This is a genomic window from Vibrio splendidus, assembly GCF_024347615.1.
GTDB classification, from domain to species: Bacteria; Pseudomonadota; Gammaproteobacteria; order Enterobacterales; family Vibrionaceae; genus Vibrio; species Vibrio splendidus.
Window position 1 is genome coordinate 2,233,424 of the sequence record NZ_AP025508.1, and the last position, 19,993, is coordinate 2,253,416.

Annotated in this window: 14 protein-coding genes and 1 pseudogene; 5 read left to right on the forward strand and 10 right to left on the reverse strand. The window is 43.2% G+C overall.

The features are described 5' to 3' along the window. Window positions 1-39: 39 nt before the first annotated feature. Window positions 40-699 (reverse strand): Bax inhibitor-1 family protein, encoded by a 660-nt coding sequence (locus tag OCU90_RS10130; RefSeq protein ID WP_017104461.1) that lies wholly within the window; start codon window positions 697-699, stop codon window positions 40-42. A gap of 128 nt (window positions 700-827) precedes the next feature. Next, window positions 828-1,352: pseudogene (locus OCU90_RS10135) on the reverse strand (DUF2059 domain-containing protein). A 692-nt stretch (window positions 1,353-2,044) separates the two neighbouring features. Here OCU90_RS10135 and OCU90_RS10140 point away from each other — a divergent pair. After that, a complete protein-coding gene (locus OCU90_RS10140) occupies window positions 2,045-3,868 on the forward strand; it encodes a M4 family metallopeptidase (protein ID WP_061025836.1) in 1,824 nt (607 codons plus the stop codon). A 99-nt stretch (window positions 3,869-3,967) separates the two neighbouring features. Here the strand turns inward: OCU90_RS10140 and OCU90_RS10145 are convergent, their stop codons facing one another. After that, window positions 3,968-5,290, reverse strand: coding sequence for an IS4-like element ISVbsp1 family transposase (locus tag OCU90_RS10145; RefSeq protein WP_243578926.1), 1,323 nt, complete (start codon window positions 5,288-5,290; stop codon window positions 3,968-3,970). Between the two features lie 339 nt (window positions 5,291-5,629). Between OCU90_RS10145 and OCU90_RS10150 the strand changes: the two genes are divergently transcribed. Continuing rightward, window positions 5,630-6,838, forward strand: coding sequence for a DUF3103 domain-containing protein (locus OCU90_RS10150; protein ID WP_061021502.1), 1,209 nt, complete (start codon window positions 5,630-5,632; stop codon window positions 6,836-6,838). Between the two features lie 93 nt (window positions 6,839-6,931). Here the strand turns inward: OCU90_RS10150 and OCU90_RS10155 are convergent, their stop codons facing one another. Together OCU90_RS10155 and OCU90_RS10160 are read right to left on the reverse strand one after the other, a co-directional pair. After that, window positions 6,932-7,249: a Dabb family protein gene (locus OCU90_RS10155; RefSeq protein ID WP_170961312.1), complete on the reverse strand. Its 318-nt coding sequence runs from the start codon at window positions 7,247-7,249 to the stop codon at window positions 6,932-6,934. 214 nt (window positions 7,250-7,463) lie between these two features. Next, window positions 7,464-7,703: a hypothetical protein gene (locus tag OCU90_RS10160; RefSeq protein ID WP_017081013.1), complete on the reverse strand. Its 240-nt coding sequence runs from the start codon at window positions 7,701-7,703 to the stop codon at window positions 7,464-7,466. 256 nt (window positions 7,704-7,959) lie between these two features. On the opposite strand from OCU90_RS10160, the gene OCU90_RS10165 reads away from it, so the two are divergent. After that, on the forward strand, window positions 7,960-8,844 hold the full coding sequence (locus tag OCU90_RS10165; RefSeq protein WP_061021503.1) for a LysR family transcriptional regulator: 885 nt from the start codon (window positions 7,960-7,962) through the stop codon (window positions 8,842-8,844). A 166-nt stretch (window positions 8,845-9,010) separates the two neighbouring features. On the opposite strand, the gene tnaA is transcribed toward OCU90_RS10165, so the two are convergent. The 3 genes from tnaA to OCU90_RS10180 form a co-directional block, all read right to left on the reverse strand. Beyond that, entirely contained in the window at window positions 9,011-10,483 is a 1,473-nt protein-coding gene (tnaA, locus tag OCU90_RS10170; protein WP_061021505.1) for a tryptophanase, read from the reverse strand. 749 nt (window positions 10,484-11,232) lie between these two features. Beyond that, on the reverse strand, window positions 11,233-12,933 hold the full coding sequence (locus OCU90_RS10175; protein ID WP_061021507.1) for a GTPase family protein: 1,701 nt from the start codon (window positions 12,931-12,933) through the stop codon (window positions 11,233-11,235). Continuing rightward, the gene (locus OCU90_RS10180) at window positions 12,920-14,032 is read right to left on the reverse strand and encodes a YcjF family protein (RefSeq protein WP_061021509.1); all 1,113 of its coding nucleotides are present in this window, start codon (window positions 14,030-14,032) and stop codon (window positions 12,920-12,922) included. Before OCU90_RS10180 ends, OCU90_RS10175 begins: the two co-directional genes overlap by 14 nt. A gap of 240 nt (window positions 14,033-14,272) precedes the next feature. Here OCU90_RS10180 and OCU90_RS10185 point away from each other — a divergent pair, with 240 nt between their 5' ends. Next, complete coding sequence (locus tag OCU90_RS10185; RefSeq protein ID WP_061021511.1) at window positions 14,273-14,770, forward strand: peptide-methionine (S)-S-oxide reductase; 498 nt, start codon at window positions 14,273-14,275, stop codon at window positions 14,768-14,770. A 167-nt stretch (window positions 14,771-14,937) separates the two neighbouring features. On the opposite strand, the gene OCU90_RS10190 is transcribed toward OCU90_RS10185, so the two are convergent. Both OCU90_RS10190 and OCU90_RS10195 read right to left on the reverse strand, forming a co-directional pair. Then, entirely contained in the window at window positions 14,938-16,554 is a 1,617-nt protein-coding gene (locus tag OCU90_RS10190) for a polysaccharide lyase 6 family protein (protein WP_061021513.1), read from the reverse strand. Between the two features lie 86 nt (window positions 16,555-16,640). Next, the gene (locus OCU90_RS10195) at window positions 16,641-18,413 is read right to left on the reverse strand and encodes a sodium:solute symporter family transporter (RefSeq protein ID WP_017092962.1); all 1,773 of its coding nucleotides are present in this window, start codon (window positions 18,411-18,413) and stop codon (window positions 16,641-16,643) included. Window positions 18,414-18,921: 508 nt separating this feature from the next. Between OCU90_RS10195 and OCU90_RS10200 the strand changes: the two genes are divergently transcribed. Next, a complete protein-coding gene (locus tag OCU90_RS10200) occupies window positions 18,922-19,530 on the forward strand; it encodes a toxin-antitoxin system YwqK family antitoxin (RefSeq protein WP_017081006.1) in 609 nt (202 codons plus the stop codon). Window positions 19,531-19,993 lie beyond the last annotated feature (463 nt).

Consider the following 19,993-nt stretch of genomic DNA (forward strand, 5'->3'; position numbering starts at 1 on the left):
ACTTACTGTAAATCAAGTAGTATGACACATTATTTAGATCTATTTCCGCCCCATAATACGAACAATTCTTAAGAATAAGTTAATGATGTCCATGTAGAGAGCTGCTGCACTATCAACCGCATTATCTAAGGTTTTGGGTATTCGATTTGCACGCCCCCAATCATAACCTATGTACCCGCAGAATATGATGACGACCGCCCAATCCAACCACTCTTGATGGATACCAAGCACAAATACCTGGAAAAGTTCAACGACAATAACTGCTATTAATGAAATCGCTAGCACTCCAGAAATTCTCTGAAAAAAAACAGGGAATATTGTACCGAGCAACATCATGATACCTGTCACTAAGCCTGTCACCTTAATAGCATCAAGAACCAAAGATGGAGAGTAGTTAGATACGACCATATTTATAATAAGCCCAAAAGGGACAACTACGAAATTGTAACCAACAAAACTAACCAGTGGGTTTGATGACTTGCTAAACAGATAGATTCCGAAGAAGCAACTTGTAAAGTAACCTATAAAAAATATCCAAGGGTTGAACGCAGTTATAGATTCAACCGGTATACTCGATACCATTAGCCAATTGACCCAAAAACCCCAACAAAGAACGGCTCCGATGGTAAGGTTATATAACCTTGAGTTTATTTCTTTTTCACCGGTATTCTTTCGTTCAAAAACATTGGATTCCATCATCTCTAATTATCCTTTCTCAGTTAACAGAACATCTTACCCAAATGGCGCAAACAATTAACGTTATCAAACACACCAAACTCTGTTCTAAAAATGCCAAACGGCATGCATCAATTTAATTGACACCTTGATTACAGTAATAAAGTAAAACCTTCTTTTTCAAATTGCTTCTTCACTTCTTTAATTGCAATAGGCGCTACTCGCTTGCCCCAAGCTTAGCCTATGCTAAAGCTCTCTTGGACAATGTTAGGCATTATTTTTATGCTCTTTTTCCCCAGTGCTGTCTCATAGAAAGCAATAAGCTCTTCGATTTCTTGATTGGTGTAATACTTGTGATAAATGGGAGTCATCATTTTGAAAAATCCATTTTTACCTCTTAGTTGCTCTTCAACCACAGAGTTAACAGTTCTTTCAATTATTTCAAATTTTTCTTTGGGGATATCAGGGTTATTTTTTGATACGATTACAACCAACTGACTAGTCATCGTTTGAGACATCTGTAATCCAAGGTCAATTGAGCCGGTCATCTCCATGAGCTTAATAATATTATTGTACTTTTCTTCAGTAAGGGGCTGCTCACCAGCATAAATAATTGACGAGAAGAACAGTACACAGACGCAAATTACCTTTCTCATTGTGACCCTTTTAATTTTCATTAAACATAACTATATGAATACCAAACTTTGCAAAATGATAACCAAGCCTAAATTAAAAACCCAATACGGTAAGTGAATGTTTTAGGTTGACAAATTGTTCCCTAAAGATAGTCACCAACCAGAAAATTTGCTTTTAGAATAAGGATTCATTCAGTTAATTATCATGTAAATCTTACCTGACCCACCTTATAAATAACAAGAGGTTATATAAATTTATTTATGATTAACTACGAAAATTCAACATCATCCTGCCCAATAAGAGGCTATTTACAAAAAACCAAATAACATATCTAGCAGTACGCATTAAAAACCTCCATATAGATAGAAAGCATAACAAAAACCTAAAACAACCTTTGTTGTCAATTTTGTAATTTATTTAAATTTGGATAACTAGCTCGTTGTATAAGGATATTTGAGGCATGAAACAAAAAATATCGAGTTCAAATAAACCCACTACTCTCATACGTTTACGATAAATAACAAACTTAAATTTTATAAAAACAATTTGGTTAATAAGAACTTTTGTAAACTTTGAATTACATACTCTAAAAATAAATCTCCTTGATAAACTTGTCATAAATCCAAATGCTCTTCCAATCTTGATTCGCAACACATGGCATTATCGTGTTGCATATAGACTTCCTATAAAGCCGTTGGGAAGAAGGAGTTTATATTAAAATCAGGAACGAAAAATGAACCAACAACGTCAACTAAGCTGGAAAATAGCAGCTATTCTAGGTACATCTTTTGGCTTTAATGCACACGCTGCAGAAATGGTCAGAGTCGATAATGATGCATTACTACAACAAAGCCTCGTCGCTCAGTCGAAGAGTGTTGCCCCACTAGAATTAGGTTTTTCTGAAGTAAAACGGGTGGTATTACCCAATGGAAAAACCAAAGTCCGCTATCAACAAACTCACCTAGGCTTACCCGTCTTTGATACCTCCGTTGTCGCCACTCTTTCCAAGAACCAACCCACTCAGGTGTTCGGTTCAATGGCACAAGGGATCAGCGGTGACCTATCCAGCATCGCACCAAAACTGAATCAGGAACAAGCGATTGAAGCCGCACTGTCTGCTCACCGCACGTTTACCGTTGGCAAAAAGTCGATTGAAAACAAAAATGCCAAACTGATGGTGAGACTGGATGAGAACCAAACCGCGCAAGTGGTGTATCTGGTCGATTTCTTTATCGCGTCCTCAATGCCAGAGCGCCCTTTCTACTTTATTGATGCCACGACTGGTGATGTGCTCCAAAAATGGAATGGGCTAAACCACGCTAAAGCATTAGGTACTGGCCCAGGTGGTAATATCAAAACCACTCGATATGAATATGGCAGTGACTTCCCTAGCTTTCCCATCGACAAAACAGGCACGACGTGTAAGTTAGAGAACGATTCGGTTAAGACGGTCAACTTGAATCATGGAACCTCTGGCAGCGCTGCCTACAGCTACAACTGTGCCGACGGAACTAACTACACCGATCATAAATACATCAACGGGGCTTACTCGCCTCTTAACGATGCACACTACTTTGGTAATGTCGTGTTTGATATGTACAAAGAGTGGATGAACACATCGCCTTTAACTTTCCAGCTGACGATGCGAGTTCATTACAGCACCGATTATGAAAATGCTTTCTGGAATGGTACATCAATGACTTTTGGAGATGGCAAAAACACCTTTTACCCATTGGTCGATATCAACGTGAGTGCTCACGAAGTCAGCCACGGCTTCACAGAGCAAAACTCCGGTCTTGTGTACCGAAATATGTCGGGTGGTATGAATGAAGCCTTCTCAGACATTGCAGGCGAAGCGGCTGAATACTACTTGCGTGGCAATGTGGATTGGGTGGTCGGTAGCGATATCTTCAAATCGGAAGGTGGCTTGCGTTACTTTGATCAACCTTCAAAAGATGGCCGCTCGATTGATCATGCCTCTCAATATTACGACGGTTTGAACGTTCACTTATCTAGCGGTGTTTACAACCGCGCCTTTTACCTTTTAGCGAACAAATCGGGTTGGAATGTACGTAAGGGCTTTGAAATATTCACAGTCGCAAACCAACTGTATTGGACGGCAAACAGTACCTTTGATGCCGGTGCGTGTGGCGTAGCGAAAGCCGCAGCCGACATGGGCTATGTGGTTGCCGATGTTGAAGATGCTTTTAATACCGTCGGCGTGAATGCAAGTTGTGGTGTCACGCCTCCAACTGGCAATGTATTAACGAAAGGCACACCGATTTCGAACTTAAGTGGAAACCAATCTTCAGAGAGCTTCTACACGTTCACCGTTGATTCTGCATCCAACGTGACGGTTTCAATGTCTGGTGGTTCAGGTGATGCCGACCTTTATGTGAAATCGGGAAGCAAGCCAACAACATCAAGTTACGACTGTCGCCCTTACCGTCCTGGAAACATTGAGCAGTGCAGTGTGAGCGCTCAGTCGGGTGTGACCTATCATGTGTTACTGCGCGGATACTCGAACTACTCTGGCCTAACGTTACGTTTAGATTGAGTTGGAGCGAGCCTCTCAAACAAGTTGTGAATCGAGAACTAGCGGTTAACCGCGAAATAAAAACCTACTCACTTTGAGTTAATGCCGTTCGGATAAGCATTATTGCTTGAACCTGAACGGATATTTGGCTGGGACAAAGAGGACCGAACGTGGAAACGTTCGGTCCTTTCTTTTATCTGGAAGAATGAAGTGACTCAAACTGTCTCTCATCCTTTTCAGTTTTACAGGGAGAGTTCCGTCTGGACTTAAAGCTAACCAACGTAATTGCGCATCAATAAGGTTAATTGCGGCGGTAAAACTGACCCTAGTCGCTCGAACCCCGGCTTCTGAAGCTATCTTAACCATCTCTAATCGCACTAAGTTATAGGCAAGTAATACGCCCCAAAGCTCTTGCTTCACACCGGCAGAAAAACGACTTCGTAAAGTGACGTGACTTTGCAGTTGAGTCTGTTTAATTTCACCATAACCTTCTTCTATCTCCCAGCGTTGCCAATAAATACGCAGCAGGCTTTCTAGCGAGTATTTACTAGGGTCTGTAAGTGAAGTAATAAAACCTTTTATCTCACCTTTTGGCTCTTGATATAGGACTAATCTGGCTTCCCAACGTGCGGGTAAATTCGGATTCTGCCGTTGAGCTTGAGGAGAGATGGGCATTGAGATGAGCATGTCGTTCTCCGCATATTTCTCCAACACTTCATAGCGTAGCTTACGTTTTGCAGGCATTAACCAATGAGCATTTTCCGCACTATCTTGCCACGACAACAAAAGGTCTGCCGAGAAATAACAACGATCAAATAAGGTCAATGAATGTGCGGGGATATCATTGAATAGACGCTTAGCTAAGGTCGTTTCACCGACATGACAGCCATCAAAAGCCGCACCCATAATCATTCGTGTTTCTGTTGACATCAAAGCGACTAAACGAAGTTGAGGGTAAGGTTTCAATTTTTTAGAGATGAACCCAAATTCTTCAGCGTTCTCTGGAGAATCTTGGCACCTAAATGTTGTTCCATCGACAGCAAGAACATTAAGCTCTAAGTCCTTATCTTGTTGAAGGATATCTCCGTTCCAAGCCTTTACCGTTGTGTGAAACAGAGCCGCTAACGGACTCTCATCTAGACGTCGGCGTGAATCAGTTAGGACACTGGGCGCAACACGAGACCAGCTATCTTCAGGTTTAGGCTGAAGTGCAATGTCTAATGAACTGCATACCTCTTTGATAGACATGTTGCGTTGCAGCCCCATCCAAATAACTAACCAGACAGCTTGCTGAGCGGGAAGTCGGCGTCGTCTTATGCTCGCTTTATTGGTTTCAAGAAGAGCTTGTTCTATCCACTCAATCTGAATGGCGTCGACGACAGATTCATAATTGTCGGCATCTTCAATGGTCTCGTGTGCCATTGCTAATTCTTGTTCAAGCATAAAAAATCCCCATCAACGTTGTTGATGGGGATTATCTGCTAACTGCAAGATCGTTCAAGTCTTCTTAAACGATCGGCATTAACTCACTTTGAGTAGGTTTTTTTATGACACACCGTAGTAGCTAATAATATTGAAAGTTATTTACTGATACGTTTATTAATTTATAAATATCAAGGTTGCTTAGGTATTATTTTATAAAAACAGTTTAAGTTGAGATCCTGTGCTGCACAACGAAACAAAAATAACTGACTAACTTTTGAACACATTCACGTTGCTGATAGGTTAATCCTTATAGGGCAAATGCTCTATTAATGATAAAAATTAAAATAAGGATTATTTATGAGACCATCTTTTCCTATCAGTATGGTGCTTGCAACGACAGTGGTTGGCTTCCAGTCTTTTGCGCAAAATATTGAGACAACTGATTCATTAGGTATTGCAGAAAGTAGCGCAGCGCAAAAGCAATCTCTGGCGTTGCAAATCAGCGAGCGTTATTCCGATCTTGAGCTTTCATTGAAGGCTCAGATCTCAGAAAAGAACTTATCCGCGCCTGTAGATAAATTGAGCTCTACTCAGCCCTACTCTGCATTTTCAAGCCGGATGCAGAAAGCGGATCTGGGTTATCGCAAGATGAAAGGGATCAACGACTTCAGCGACTCTGTGTTAGAGGTTCGCATGGCTGATGAAGCGATGATTGAAGCTTGGAAGAACGGTGAGAGCCCGCTGTTTGCCTTCGAACCATCAGGCGATGATTCAAACTGGCAATACATTGAAGCCTATGATGTGTATGGGCAGGTTCACGAACTAGACGTGTACCAAACGCCAGACGTTCCTGTATTTGTCATTGATAGTAACGGTGCAGAAGAACTCAAAGCTGGCTTAATGGCGATGCAGACTGAGATGAACAAACTGGGTACTGCAACTCAAATCAATGCCAACAGTGATAAAATCAGCGTCCACAAGTCTCAACAACAGCCTTTAATGAACAAAGTTCGTCGCTCTATTTCAGAATCTGAACCTGAAGAATTGAACACCACCCAATTATCTAAGATTCGTTTGGCCATTGATAGAGAACCGTGGATCTCTGGCAAAGCTGAAATCTACGCTATTGTCACTGGGGTTAATGCAAGCCGTATAGAACCACAGATCGACCTCGTTGAGATGCCTTATCTGGATTACGACAAACAAACCTACTACCCAAATCAAACGGTAATCTTCTGGCCTCGCTACCGTTGGGGTGCTGCCGATATGATTTTGATGGAGCACGATGACGGCACCGATTATAAAGCGTTAGCCAAACTGCTAGTTGAAGCCGCAGAAGAGATATTGAAGATGATTCCAGATCCTGAAGTTCAGGGTTATGCGATCATTCCTCAGATCACAGGCAAGATTATCGACGTGATTCCTGAAGGCGTATTAGTGAATGATGATGACTTCGTGGACGTGTATTACACCTTAATGCAAAACACCCCTTATGTTGATCGTCCGGGTGCTGGCGGTAATGCGGTTGCTTCGTTCACCCCTGTTACGATTTCACCGACAGAGTAAACCGTTTCTTATTTAGTTAGGGCTTAGTCACATAAGCCCTAACTCTTCATTATCGAAGGTGAGTAAAACATAAGAGACATACTGAGAAGCTGATTACAGGGAGTAATCGAACACGATGATGTCATCTAACAAAGGACGAAACACATCTTTCAGCGCATCATGCTCTGGGTGCGGAAGATAGTTTTGACGCCCTGCTTCATCTGCGAACGTCATTAAAACGGAATGGGTATAACCTTGGTTCTTGTTTTCAGGACTGTCGTTTAGCCCCCACTCGACTGAAGTTACTCCTTCCACCTTACTGGGCATCGCTTCAAACAGTCCTTTCAGTTTCTCTATTTCAGAAGCTTCAGCCTCTTCTTTAAACTTAATCAGCAAAATATGACGAATCATTCCCGTTTCTTTTCGATTCATTCCTAGTCCTTTCGAGTCTTCGTTTGCTTGTGTGTCATTCTGAGACCACATCGAGTCACGAGTTAAAGTTAATAGAAAGACAAAATGCCACACGTTACACACCATGCCAAGGCTAGACCACTAGAGTTTATAAAATACCCCAAATCCCAAAACGAAAAATGCTGCACCCAAGGGCGCAGCATTTCTCATGACAATAGTAAGCACATCTTTAACGTTAGTCACGACGACCTGTAAGCTGGATCGTTTGGTCTTGATCAACGTTCTTTTGGAATTGGATTCCGCCGTTAGACGCTTCATTTCTTCCTTCCAGTGTTAAGTCAGATTCAACACGCTCAGCCTTTACTTGATTACCTTCGCTTCTTGTCATGTCGATAGTCCCTGTATACGTACCGTCGGCAGCAAAAGCAGTATTCATTGAAAGAGCCATTAAGCCTAGTGCGATTAACTTTTTCATACATCACCTCATATTATTTTTAATTATTTGTTCGTTTGGTATCTGTGTTTCTTTGTTGAGGTAACTTTAGCGCTTGAGTGCAAGCCATTCGAGGAAAAGCAAGATTTACCAAATGGAAAATCAAGGGATTAGCGAAGTTCTGACGCTGTTCTGTCTTATCTGTTTTGTACTACCACTATGATATTAGAGTCACATAATTTCTGTACGCATACCGCACCGAAATTACTGCCTATAAAAGGATTCATTTGGAGAGCCTGTGGACATCAATCTAGACATTCAAAATATCCTCGTCATCAAGCGTATGTATGAACTTCGCAATGTTGGACTGGTTGCGGAGTCGCTAGGCAAAACCTCTGGGGCGATCAGCAAGAACCTCTCGAAGTTAAAGTTGCAGCTCGACGATCCACTGTTCATTCAAACCAAACACGGGTTTGAACCCACGACTTTTATTGAAACCAACATCGAAAATTTTGAGCAGATCTTGAGCAGCGTTGAAGCCATTAAACACCAAGTATTTTCGCCAGAAACTTACCAAGGTGATATCAAAATCTACGCAAATACACTGTTCTGGGAGCGCTTTGGCTCGAAGCTCTACTTTGCTCTGAGTAAAGAAGCCCCGCATGCTCACTACTCATTCGTTCGGTGGGGAAGCAATGTGAGGAACAGGCTCATCGACGGCGAAGAATCCATAGCGGTTCATTACTTTGATGAAACCTTGCCACAATCAATTTCTCAAATGGAATTCGGCAAAGGAAAAGTGGTGTTCTTCGTGAGAGAGGCTCATCCAGCGAAAGACTTTGAGTCGCTCGCCAACTATCCAATCATTCTATTTAAAACCCCGGGATGGAATGACAATAAATACCCGATCCTTGATCGCCTTAGGAATATCGGATTTCACGTCAACCCAAGAGTGGAAGTCGACCACCCTGCGATGATTCACGATGTTGTGTTCAAATCCGACTATTTTGGTATCACCCTCAATGGCAGCGTACCAGAAGGCTGTCGTAGTATTGATTTGCCCGAAAAGCTGACGATCGATGTGGGTTATGTGATGAGCTGCCGTCGTTCACAGAAAGACGCGCCTTTGAATCAGTGGCTATTCCAAATGTTGAAATCCACCCTAAAAAACAAACAAGCGTAGTTCAACATCTAAAGGCCTAAATGATTAACGGGTTAAGAGCTTATAAAGCTTAAAGACTTAGCCGCTTAGCTGCTTGATGACTTAACTCCCTACCATCCAAAAAAGAAAAGGCTCCCGAGGGGGCCTTTGATTAGGGTTCTAGTGACTATTCGCTTATGTTTTTATTTTAAAATGCTTCTTCGAGCGTTTGTTCGTTCTTTTTTTCTGTTTGTTTCTCGCTGGTCTCTACCTCTTTCAAGCGCGCAGTGAAATGTCTTAACACCGGCGGTTCGTAAGTAAAATCGAGCCCTTTCACTTTCCCAGCATTCTCTTTCACTTTTTCGAATGCTTCGATGATGAAGTCCATGTGCGTTTGTGTGTAGGTCGCGCGAGGAATGGTAAGGCGTAACAACTCAGCAGGACATGGGTGTTGTTCACCGGTTACTGGGTCGCGACCTTGCAGCAATGAGCCAATCTCAACCGCTCTGATACCCGCGACTTTATAGAGTTCACACGCCAAAGCATGTGCCGGGAACTGACCTGCTGGAATATGAGGAAGCAGTTTACCCGCATCGACAAACGCAGCGTGACCACCTGCTTGCTGGCACACGATGCCCATCGCTTCTAAGCCATCGACTAAGTATTGAACCTGACCAATACGGTACTCTAACCAATCTTGGCGCATGCCGTCATAAAGGCCAACCGCAAGACGCTCCATCGCGCCACCTTCTAAGCCACCATAGGTTGGGAAGCCTTCTTGCACCACACACAAAGTTCGACACTCTGTGTACACATCCATGAAAGAGTCGTCTTTAAAGCACAACAAGCCGCCCATTTGTACCATGGCATCTTTCTTGGCAGACATGGCTAAGCCATCCGCGTATTTGTAAGACTCACGAGTGATCTGTTCGATTGTCCAATCTTGATAACCCGCTTCTCGTTGTTGAATGAAGTAGGCATTTTCAGCGTAGCGTGCAGAGTCCATGATCACAGGGATGTCGTACTTCTGAGCAACTTGATACACGGCTTTTAGATTGGCGATAGACACTGGCTGCCCACCAGCAGAGTTACAAGTAATGGTGCTCACAATGTAAGGAACATTAGCCGCGCCCGCTTCTAAGATCGCTTCTTCCAGCTTCGCCACATCGAAGTTGCCTTTGAAGTCCGCATTCACTGAGGTATCGAACGCTTCTTTGGTATAAACGTTCTTCGCCACACAGCAATTCACTTGGGTGTGGCCTTGTGTTGTGTCGAAGAAGTAGTTCGACAGAGCGACCATTTTGCTGCGATCGAGTCCCTTTTCCATTTCACGCTTCTTGATAAGAACAGGTATGTAGATCTGCTCTGCGCCGCGCCCTTGGTGTGTTGGAATCGTCAACTCGTAACCGAAGATATCCTTAACCGCATTCGACAATGCGTAGTAACTGCGACTACCACTGTAAGCTTCATCCCCCATTAACATCGCGGCTTGCATACGTTGGGTGATAGATCCGGTTCCGCTGTCTGTCAGTAAGTCGATAAACACATCATCACTATCCAGTAAGAATGGGTTCATGCCCGCTTCAACAATGGCTTGCTCACGATATGCAGAGGTTGTTCTTTTTACTGGTTCTACAACACGAATACGAAACGGTTCTGGTAGATGTTTGAAGTTTTCCATAATAGTACCTTTCTATACATTCCGATCAGGTCGAAATCTATTTTCTTTAGATGTCACGAATCCTCACCATTAATTTAATAGCTCCGCATAAAGATAGACGGAAAATTAACAGTGAAAATAAACAAGTTAAATAATTAGTTATTAATCGAACCTAAACAGAGGCTGAGATAATTAGCGAGAACGACAAAACAACGAATATTCTGCACGAAATAATAAGTGCGACATTCATGCGTTCAAAGGTTATCAAAGCTGCTAATAGGTAAACAAAGCACGCTGCTTTGCTGGCGCGTGACGCCTAGAGGGTACTACTCTGAAGAAAGGCGGAACGAGAGCTGGTGATCTAAGGTATACCAAGCTAACAAGGTTAGCCATGTTGTTGATTGCCATTTCAGATACATGTTCACAATATATCCCTACGTTGAAATCAAGATGATCCGAAATTTAAATATAGTGCAATTGTTTTATAAATACAGCTTAGAAAAGTATAAATGTGATCAACATTTAGAATGATAATTAAATACGATAGCATGTTATATAAACTGTGAATCACAGCCGTTTACATACTATTAAACTAGTTCAGCGAGTTACTTAATAATATCGAATCTCTTTTAAACTCAATACATCTCTAATAAGGGGCAAATATGGCTGTTTTCTGGAAATCTATTGAGCTAAAAAGCCAAGATCTAGAAAAGATAAGCTCTGATGAGTCTCAAGCCTCATCAGAACCGTTTTGCAGCCGCAGTCGTGGATTACTTTTTCTTCACGACTTGCTTGATGGCCATTTCAGCCAGTTTTGGCGTCGCTGCTTTCAATGCACTGGGGGCAACCTTCTTACCCGCCTTGACCGCTTTATTCAGTTGGCCTTTAACCGACGTGCCTCTTTTCATGGCTTCTAAACGTTGGCGGTTTCTCTGCACGTTATTTGCGTCAGCGATACGTTCGAGTAACGTCTGCCTTAAAGTATCTAAACCAAACTGTACCTTTTCTGGCGCAATCGCCAGCGGTAACACGATATCGGTTTGCAGCAATATATGATTGTATTCGAGCGCTTGAGCAATGATCTTTGCTTTGGTTGATGTTGGATTCTCTAAGTCATACGGCGGTTGCCAATCGTCTACAGGCTTTAATCGGTCTACCTGATTCACAACCGACACCACAATCGGTTTCTTGCGTGAGATGTTCTTAGGATCGTCATAGAAAGCATCAAATCTATCTTTCAATTGCTTATCCAAATCACGCGCAGATTGATTGGCTTTAAGCACCCATAACACCACATCGGCTTGGGTCATCTCTTTCAGCATTAAGGCTTCGGTTTTAGGATTGCCATCAAGCCCTTGAAGATCAACCACGCGAACATCATTGTCGTCGACAAACGCGTTGTATACCGTTGAAGTGTCGGTTGATGGCAGTACATCCACTTCAGCTACCAACTCTTGCTTAAGCGCATTGATAAGCGAAGATTTACCAGAACTGGTTTGCCCCACCAGCACGATTCGCACGGGTTCTAACTCTGGAGCAAAGCGTTGTTCGTCGAGTTCAGAAACATCAGACGCTTTCAGTGCTTCATCTTCAATGCTGAAACGTCCGCTATAGAGATCAATCGCCACCGCCGCAACTTCATCTAATAAGGCTTGCTTGGCGGCGTATTGCATGTCATCAACCACACCTCTTGTCATTGAAGATGTCGCTTGCTCTCTCCCTAAATCAGAAACAACTTTTAACGGGTTCAAATAGAGGTTTTTGAGGTGATTCCCCCAAATAGCGGCCTTAACGATCTTCTGCCCTAGCTCGCCATATTTATCATAGGCTTCGTAGCCCGCCTTAATGTAAGAAACCTTGAGATACTCAATGCCCGGTATATGCTCTCGCACTACCAGTTTGTAGCGTCGGCTTACCTCTTCGAACAGCTTTAGCCCTTCAGGAATCGAGAAATCGAGCGATTTCTTATCAAACTTTTTCGCCACAAACTCAAGTACTTCTAAACCGGTTTGGTCTAGGTTGCCCCACTCTATGTCGACCATTAATTGTTGGCGTACATGGTGTTTTGAATCATTCCAGATCGACAGTTCTTTTTGAGACCAATCAGTCGAAGCCTTAACCAATGCATCGTTGATATCAGCTTTGTTATGTTGTGATTCAGATTCAGAAGCATCTTCGCCAAGGCCGTCGCTCTCTTTATTTGAGAAGGGCTCCGTACTTGAAGATCGGCGTGAAGAGCGGCTTGAAGAATCGCGAGAAGAACGGCTAGAAATAAACAAAGGAATGGTGAATACCAAGGTACTCACGGCAATGGCAATCGACATTTCGAGTAGGTAACCGTATTTGATCGCCAAGAAGACACCAAAACCCATCATGATAATGCTAGGGAAGATGGCAGAAATCAGGGCAATACCCCAGCGGCCGCTCGATAGCACTGCCAGTAATCGAAATAGGTTTCTAATTTTCTTCATAGCCCGACGCCGCCTTTCCTTTTTTCAGGGATTCTTTGTAGATCTTCTGCATCTCTTGTTCAGACACTTCTTCGCCTTTGTTCTTATGATAGAAGTAAAAACAAGCCGCGCGACCTAAACCATAAGAGGTGCCGAAACTCATTGCCGCTGCAGCCACTGCCCCTACCGTTTGACCATAAACTGGAATCAGCTTTATCAACTGTCGAGTGCCCAGCTTCATTCCGTATTGCAAAGCAAAGCTGCTTCCCAGAGTGCCTATCAGCTCACTGAAGACTCTCTTGTTCCACTCGACCCCATATTGATTCGCTAAACTATGTAGCATTTTCGCTTGAATCGCAGGCACCGACACCAAACCAACACCCGGAATCAGGTCGCTCGCTGCCGTGCTTCCTGCGTACCAAAGCACTTCATTTTCTACTTGATCAAAGTTGGCTTCTTCTTGCGTGGAATGCTCTTTGTCTTGCACCATCATTCCAATAACAGGAAGAATACTGGTCAGCTTTTCTAACAAGATGTCATAGTTGTAAATTGAACCACTGTTATTGCTCGAGTCATCCGTTTCGAAATCGACTGCTACCGATTCAAACTCTTTACCCCAAGCCTTCTCGACTTGGTTGGTGTTGAACTGAACCTGCCTTGCTCGATCTGGTTCACTGGAAGACAACACTGCAGTATGAACAAGCAACAAGTGTTTAATTTTCTTCTGTTTCTTAATCTGCTTTAGAGCCGCAAGCACTGAGGATTGTTCAGGTTCGTCGGCTTTCATTACAACGACTAACGCATTACCTGCCTGGCCAATCTCTTCCAGATCCTCTTTCGCATCATAATTCGCTTCGCTTAATCCTCTGGTATCGAGAAAGCGCATCACGGGTTTGTCTTGTGGAAATTCGTAAGACATCGCCGTCATGGTACAAGGCGCAAAACCATTGCCCACTTCTACAGACGAGTCACCAGTCACCGCCTGAATAAACGATGACTTGCCCGCCCCCGTTTTTCCCAAGAGCCACAATGTCGGCAGATGCTGACGCTGGTATTCATGAGCCTGAGTAAGATCTGGGTTCTTGCTCGGATTAATGAAGTCTTTTATTTGATCAAACATGTTTAGAGTAACGCTCACTTGATGTTGAGATTCGAGTTGATGACAAAGCAATACTGATTTATATAATCACAAATCATATTAAACTTATGTTTGTTCAGTCGCACAGGTTTACAATACCTAAACGCTTGTTTTTATTTGCGCGCTCATTTTTTATAGGCGCTTTTTTATACGTGCGGGTATCATCGTATTGATTCACGCATCGAACAAACATCAACAAACACAGAGAAGTAAAAGGTAAGTATGGAACAAATTTATTTAGCTGGCGGTTGCTTATGGGGCGTACAGGAATTTATTAAGTACGTTCCTGGTGTTATCAGCACAGAAGCAGGCCGTGCCAATGGAAGCGCCCAGCTAACAGAAAACGGGTCGACGCAAGGCGATTACGATGGCTATGCAGAGTGCGTACAAATTGAATTTGATCCAAGCGTCACGTCTGTAATGATTTTGATGAAACACTTGTTTGAGATTATCAACCCTTACAGCGTCAATAAACAAGGTGTCGATGTCGGAGAGAAGTACCGCACAGGCGTATACAGCACCAACGCAGCACACTTAACAGAAGCTAAGCACTATGTTGCCTCTCGTGACGACGCCGACCGTATCGCACTCGAGATATTGCCATTGACCAATTATGTTGCCAGCGACGACATCCACCAGCATCATTTGAGCCTATTTCCTGAAGATCATCACTTATGCCATATCCCTTGGGATCTGCTGCATAAGTATAAATCACAGTAGTCACGACGTAAGATCGAGATAGTCACAACCTAAGATCGATAAAGCCTCAACAGACATTATCTGTTGAGGCTTTTTAAGTGTTAATGGTCAAGACAGCTATCGTGAATTGATTTGATAGCTCAAACCATTAAGCATTAGCCATTAAGTAATGACCCATAGCCAATAACTTACTTAGTCGTATTCTCAAGCACGTAGTCCGGACCCGCTGTTTCAGCCGTCACGACCGCAAGTTTAGACACGTCTGCACCTTCGCCTTGATAAGCGTTGATACCGTTCTCAACCGTCATTTTTGGCAGTTCAACCGAATAGCTTTCAATCAGCTCAGAATCCGTCACTTGACCCACGTAAGTTTCGTCTGTGTAGGTTGCGCCGACTAATGGGAAATCTTGCGTTGCACGCACACTGACAAACTCAGGTGATTGCGAGTTATCAACCACGTTGTGTTTGAACGCTACATCAACACCTGCATAAATCTTTTCAACTTCCGTATTATTGAACAGGCTAACACGGTGAGTTTGGTTGCCATAGATAATGCCCCACTCAGTGTCGACTAGAGAGTTATTTTCGATGGTGATGTTTTTCGGCGTCCATTGCTTGTTCAGCTCTTTGCCCTTCACTGATTGATCTAGCTGTTCACCATTCGCTACGTCGATGATACCTGTGTTAATAACAATGCCGCCACGTAGGTCGGCATTGCCTTCAATCACACCGTCACGTCCACGAGTATTCGCAATGTAGTTATTACGGATCACATGGTCTTCGTCGTAGATTCGAATACCACCCGTTAAGTTCTTTTTATTACCTAGAATAATGTTATTTTCAACACTACTTCCTTTACCATGACGCAAAGAAATCAAAGCTGAACTTTCAAAAATCGTATTACCAGAAATTGTGTTGCCACCCGACTTAACTGAGACAAGCTCGCGCTCGCCATCCATGTCGATCATCAAGTTATTAACGAATTTTGAATTAGAATCCCACTGAGAAGATTTTGAATCACCAATACGAAGTGCTTCCCAGCTGTTGCCGTTGTAACGAATCGCCTCTTTGATATCGAATTCGTTAAACTGGTTCGGCTTTTGATCCATGAAGATATTATTTGCGATCAGATGGTTGTCTGGCGTGTCATCTTTTTGCACACCAATCAACGTGCCGCGTTTTTGCTTACCTTCGAAACGGTTGTTGATGACTTTGCCGTCTTTACCCCATAGAGAAACCCATAGGTATCTTGGGTATTCAGAACGACGCTCATCAGGTTGATATTCATAAGCGTGGTTGAAATAGTAAAATGTTGAATTCTTTAAAGTGTTGTTGTCGCCCATCATTCGTACGCCGCCAAACCTTTCGTTAGGACCGCCCTCAGTAAATACCAAGCCATCAAGCGTGATGTCATCGCCTTTCAGTTCAAACTGAATCAAACCAGTGATCCACGCAGAACCTGCTTGCTCAGCCTTGATAGTGATGTCATTCGCCGTAATAGTCACTTGACCTAAGTTCGCGTATTTACCAGCAGGGATCACCACTTCGTCGCCATCTTTTAGGTTTTCAAATTGTGCTTTAAGTGCAGCAACTTGTTCTTCTGAAGCAACGGCTAAAGTGTCGCCATCGACCTCAGTTAAGCGGTCACTGCTCAACAGGTAACTACGGTCGATTTCGCTAATAGCTGGCGCAGCTTGTTCAGCGACACTGACTGCGGGTGCTGTTTTTTCTTGTGTTGTACAGCCAGTTGCAAAAGCGAGCGTGAACGCGCTAATAATGCTTACCGATAATAGTTTTTTGTTCATCGTACATCTCACGTTAAAGTTTGGATTATAAAAAATGACGGCCACCCATTTAGGTGGCCGTGATGTTATTTAGGATGCGTATTAAATTAGCCTTCGGCTGGAGTTACTTCGTCTTGTTGCTCGACTTTGTCATCGACCGCTTTAACAAGTAACAGGCCGACAGAGAACACAATCAAACCACACAGAACGAATACCATGCGTCCCCACATTGGGTTTGGCAGTACGAACATAGTCATTACGCCCACACCCGCTACCGCGATAAGTGAACCCAACATACGACGTTGCTTGTTATCCAGTTTCTTCTGTTCATTACTCTCAGCAACTAATGGTGTCGCTAGGTTGTTGAAGAACTTGTCGACATCTTTCTCACGGTGTTCCGGTAATGGCTTGTAGAACAATGTTGAAAGAACGAAGAAGCCAGCAGTAAATACGATGTGACCGATAAGGCCGATAGCCACTTTCAGATCAGCCCACTCACGGCCAGTTAGTTCGTTTAGACCGAACCAGTTTTGAATCATGTCCGCTGTGATAACGAAACCAACGAAGTAAGAAACCACACCACCTACAACTAGCGTGCCCCAACCTGCCCAATCCGGTGTTTTACGGATGAAGAAGCCACAGAATGCTGGAATCGTCATAGGGAAGCCGATCAATGCGCCCACGTACATCATGGTGTCGAAAAGGCTCAGACCTTTAAGAGAATTGATGAACAGAGCAACCAAGATGATTGCGATACCGAAGAAAGTAGACGTTAGCTTAGAAACAACCATTAGCTCTTTCTCTGTCGCTTTAGGGCGAAGAATCGGCTCGTAGAAGTTCTTAACAAAAATACCTGAGTTACGGTTTAGACCAGAGTCCATTGAAGACATTGTTGCTGCAAACATCGCGGCAATCAGAAGGCCAACCATACCAACCGGCATGTACTCTTGAACAAAGTAAAGGTAAGCGAAGTCAGCGGCTTTGCTGCCAGCTTCTGGGTAAGCAGCGGCTAAATCAACACCTTGACCTGCCATGAACCATGAAGGCATGAACCAAATGATTGGACCCAGTGTCATTAGTACACAAGCAAGCAGTGCTGCTTTACGTGCGTTGTTTGAGTCTTTCGCTGCAAGGTAACGGTAAGAGTTCAGCATGTTATTGGTGATACTGAACTGCTTCAAGAAGATGAACACTGCCCAGATGCTGAAAATGCTTAGGTAGTTAAGGTTATCACCCGTAATAAATGAATCGGTTGGGAAATCATTGATGATTTGCGTAACACCGCCACCGTGGTAGACCGCTACTACAGCACACGTTACGGTCACTGCCATAATGATAACCATCTGCATAAAGTCAGATGCGATTACCGCCCAAGAGCCGCCCGTTACTGACATCACCAGTACAACCAGACCCGTTAGGACAATCGTCGTTGTCATATCAAAGCCGAAGATACCCGATGCGATGATCGCAAGGCCATTCAACCAGATACCTGCGGAGATAACGCTGTTTGGCATGCCAGACCAAGTAAACACTTGCTCATTCACCTTACCAAAACGCATACGAATCGCTTCAATAACCGTCACAACGCGCAGTTGGCGGAACTTCGGAGCGAAGTAAAGGTAGTTCATTAGGTAACCGAATGCGTTCGCGATAAAGATAATCGCTACGGCAAAACCATCGGTAAAGGCTTTACCTGCTGCACCAGTAAATGTCCACGCACTGAACTGGGTCATAAATGCGGTTGCACCTACCATCCACCACAGCATATTACCTCCCCCACGGAAGTAATCACTCGTCGTACTTGTAAACGTTCGGAACATCCACCCTATTGCAATTAAGAATAGGAAGTAGATGCCAACTATCAGGGTATTGAGTTCCATCTTGAGACCTTTATTTATGTTTTTTGTTGAGGTCACTATAGATAGATGGCAAGCATATTTGTACTACAATAGTCTAAATACGTGACAGTGATCTTACAGTCTGACACTCAATTAATCATACAAGTGATCGAGTTCAAAGTTGCACCACCTACGAGCATAATTCCTCAAGTGAGTGCAGCCATCCGTACTAGATTTCGACAAAAACCCCGAAAAACATGAACTAACCCTCTAAAAACGAATGATTATCGACAAAAACTATTATTTGTCACGATCAAAGCTCAAAGAAGAACAGCAAAAATATCGTTAGATATAATTTATAAAAATGAATCAAACCAACACACTTGTAGTACAAATAGAATTGGGAATTCGCTTTTAAAAGTTCCCTATATTAGGTAGCCAATAATGAAAACTTGAAAACCACTATTAGATACTGACAGTGGTTCTCGGAAGTGAAATGCTTTTAACACACCCGTTACACTTTCCCCTCGTCCATTAAAAAGGTGTCATTATGAAGAAATACGTTCCAATCTTAATTGCTCTTAGTACGGTATCTTCTATGAGCTATGCAGCCACCAGCGATGATGCTGTTGACTACTTACAAATGCGCAAAGGTGTGGCTTATCAAGTAAACCACTCAAAACCCTTTACTGGTCAATTTGAAGAGAAGTTCGATAACGGCCAAGTCGCGACCCAAGCTCAATTTGCCGATGGCCTAGAACTTGGGTTAGAAACCAACTGGTATCCGAATGGCCAAGTCGCTTCTAAAGTGAATTACGTTAAAGGTGAGCTGCAAGGTAAGGCCGAGACCTGGTATCCAAACGGACAGAAAAAAGCGGAGCTCAACTATAAAGACAATGAGCTGTCGGGTGTTGCCTCTCGCTGGTATCCGAATGGCGAACAAAGCCTAACAGCCGAATTCAGTGACGGGCAAAAAGATGGATTGGTAACGGACTACTACCCTAATGGCAATAAGGCCAGCCAAGCGAAATTTGATGAAGGCGAAGTAGCAAACGGGAAACTCACTCGCTGGAATGCTAACGGAGACAAGGTTGAAGAACTGACCTTTAAAGACCACAAAGTCACGTCTAAACAGGTTTGGATGCCGACGGAAAGCTAATACTAAAAAACGGCTCTCACAGGGTTAGTCTCATACATATAAACGACTGCTGCGAATCCGCCTGCAGCTAACCGTCTGCTGCTAACCCGTCTGCAATTAAGCGACAAGAGCAAGAGACACAACAAGAGAAGACAAGAGAAGACAAGAGAAACGAGCATTCATGTGACTAAGCGTGAATGTTCGTGGCTTTTTCACTTGCTCTTTTCTCTACCACTTCCCCTCATCACTTTGGTCCGACTATACCTCAATCTCTCGTTATTATTTACAGCACTCCATCTAGTGATAAAACAATCACCAATAGTCATTGAAAATAATAAATATTTAACTTGCGCATAACCTTTCCATAAAATACTGTAAGCAAACGTTTCCGTTGCGAGTCAGATCCCAGTTATCCGCTTGTAAGCTACTGATCACGCAAATAAGAGAAACGAGATTCCCAAATACGTTGTTGAGTCATATTGTT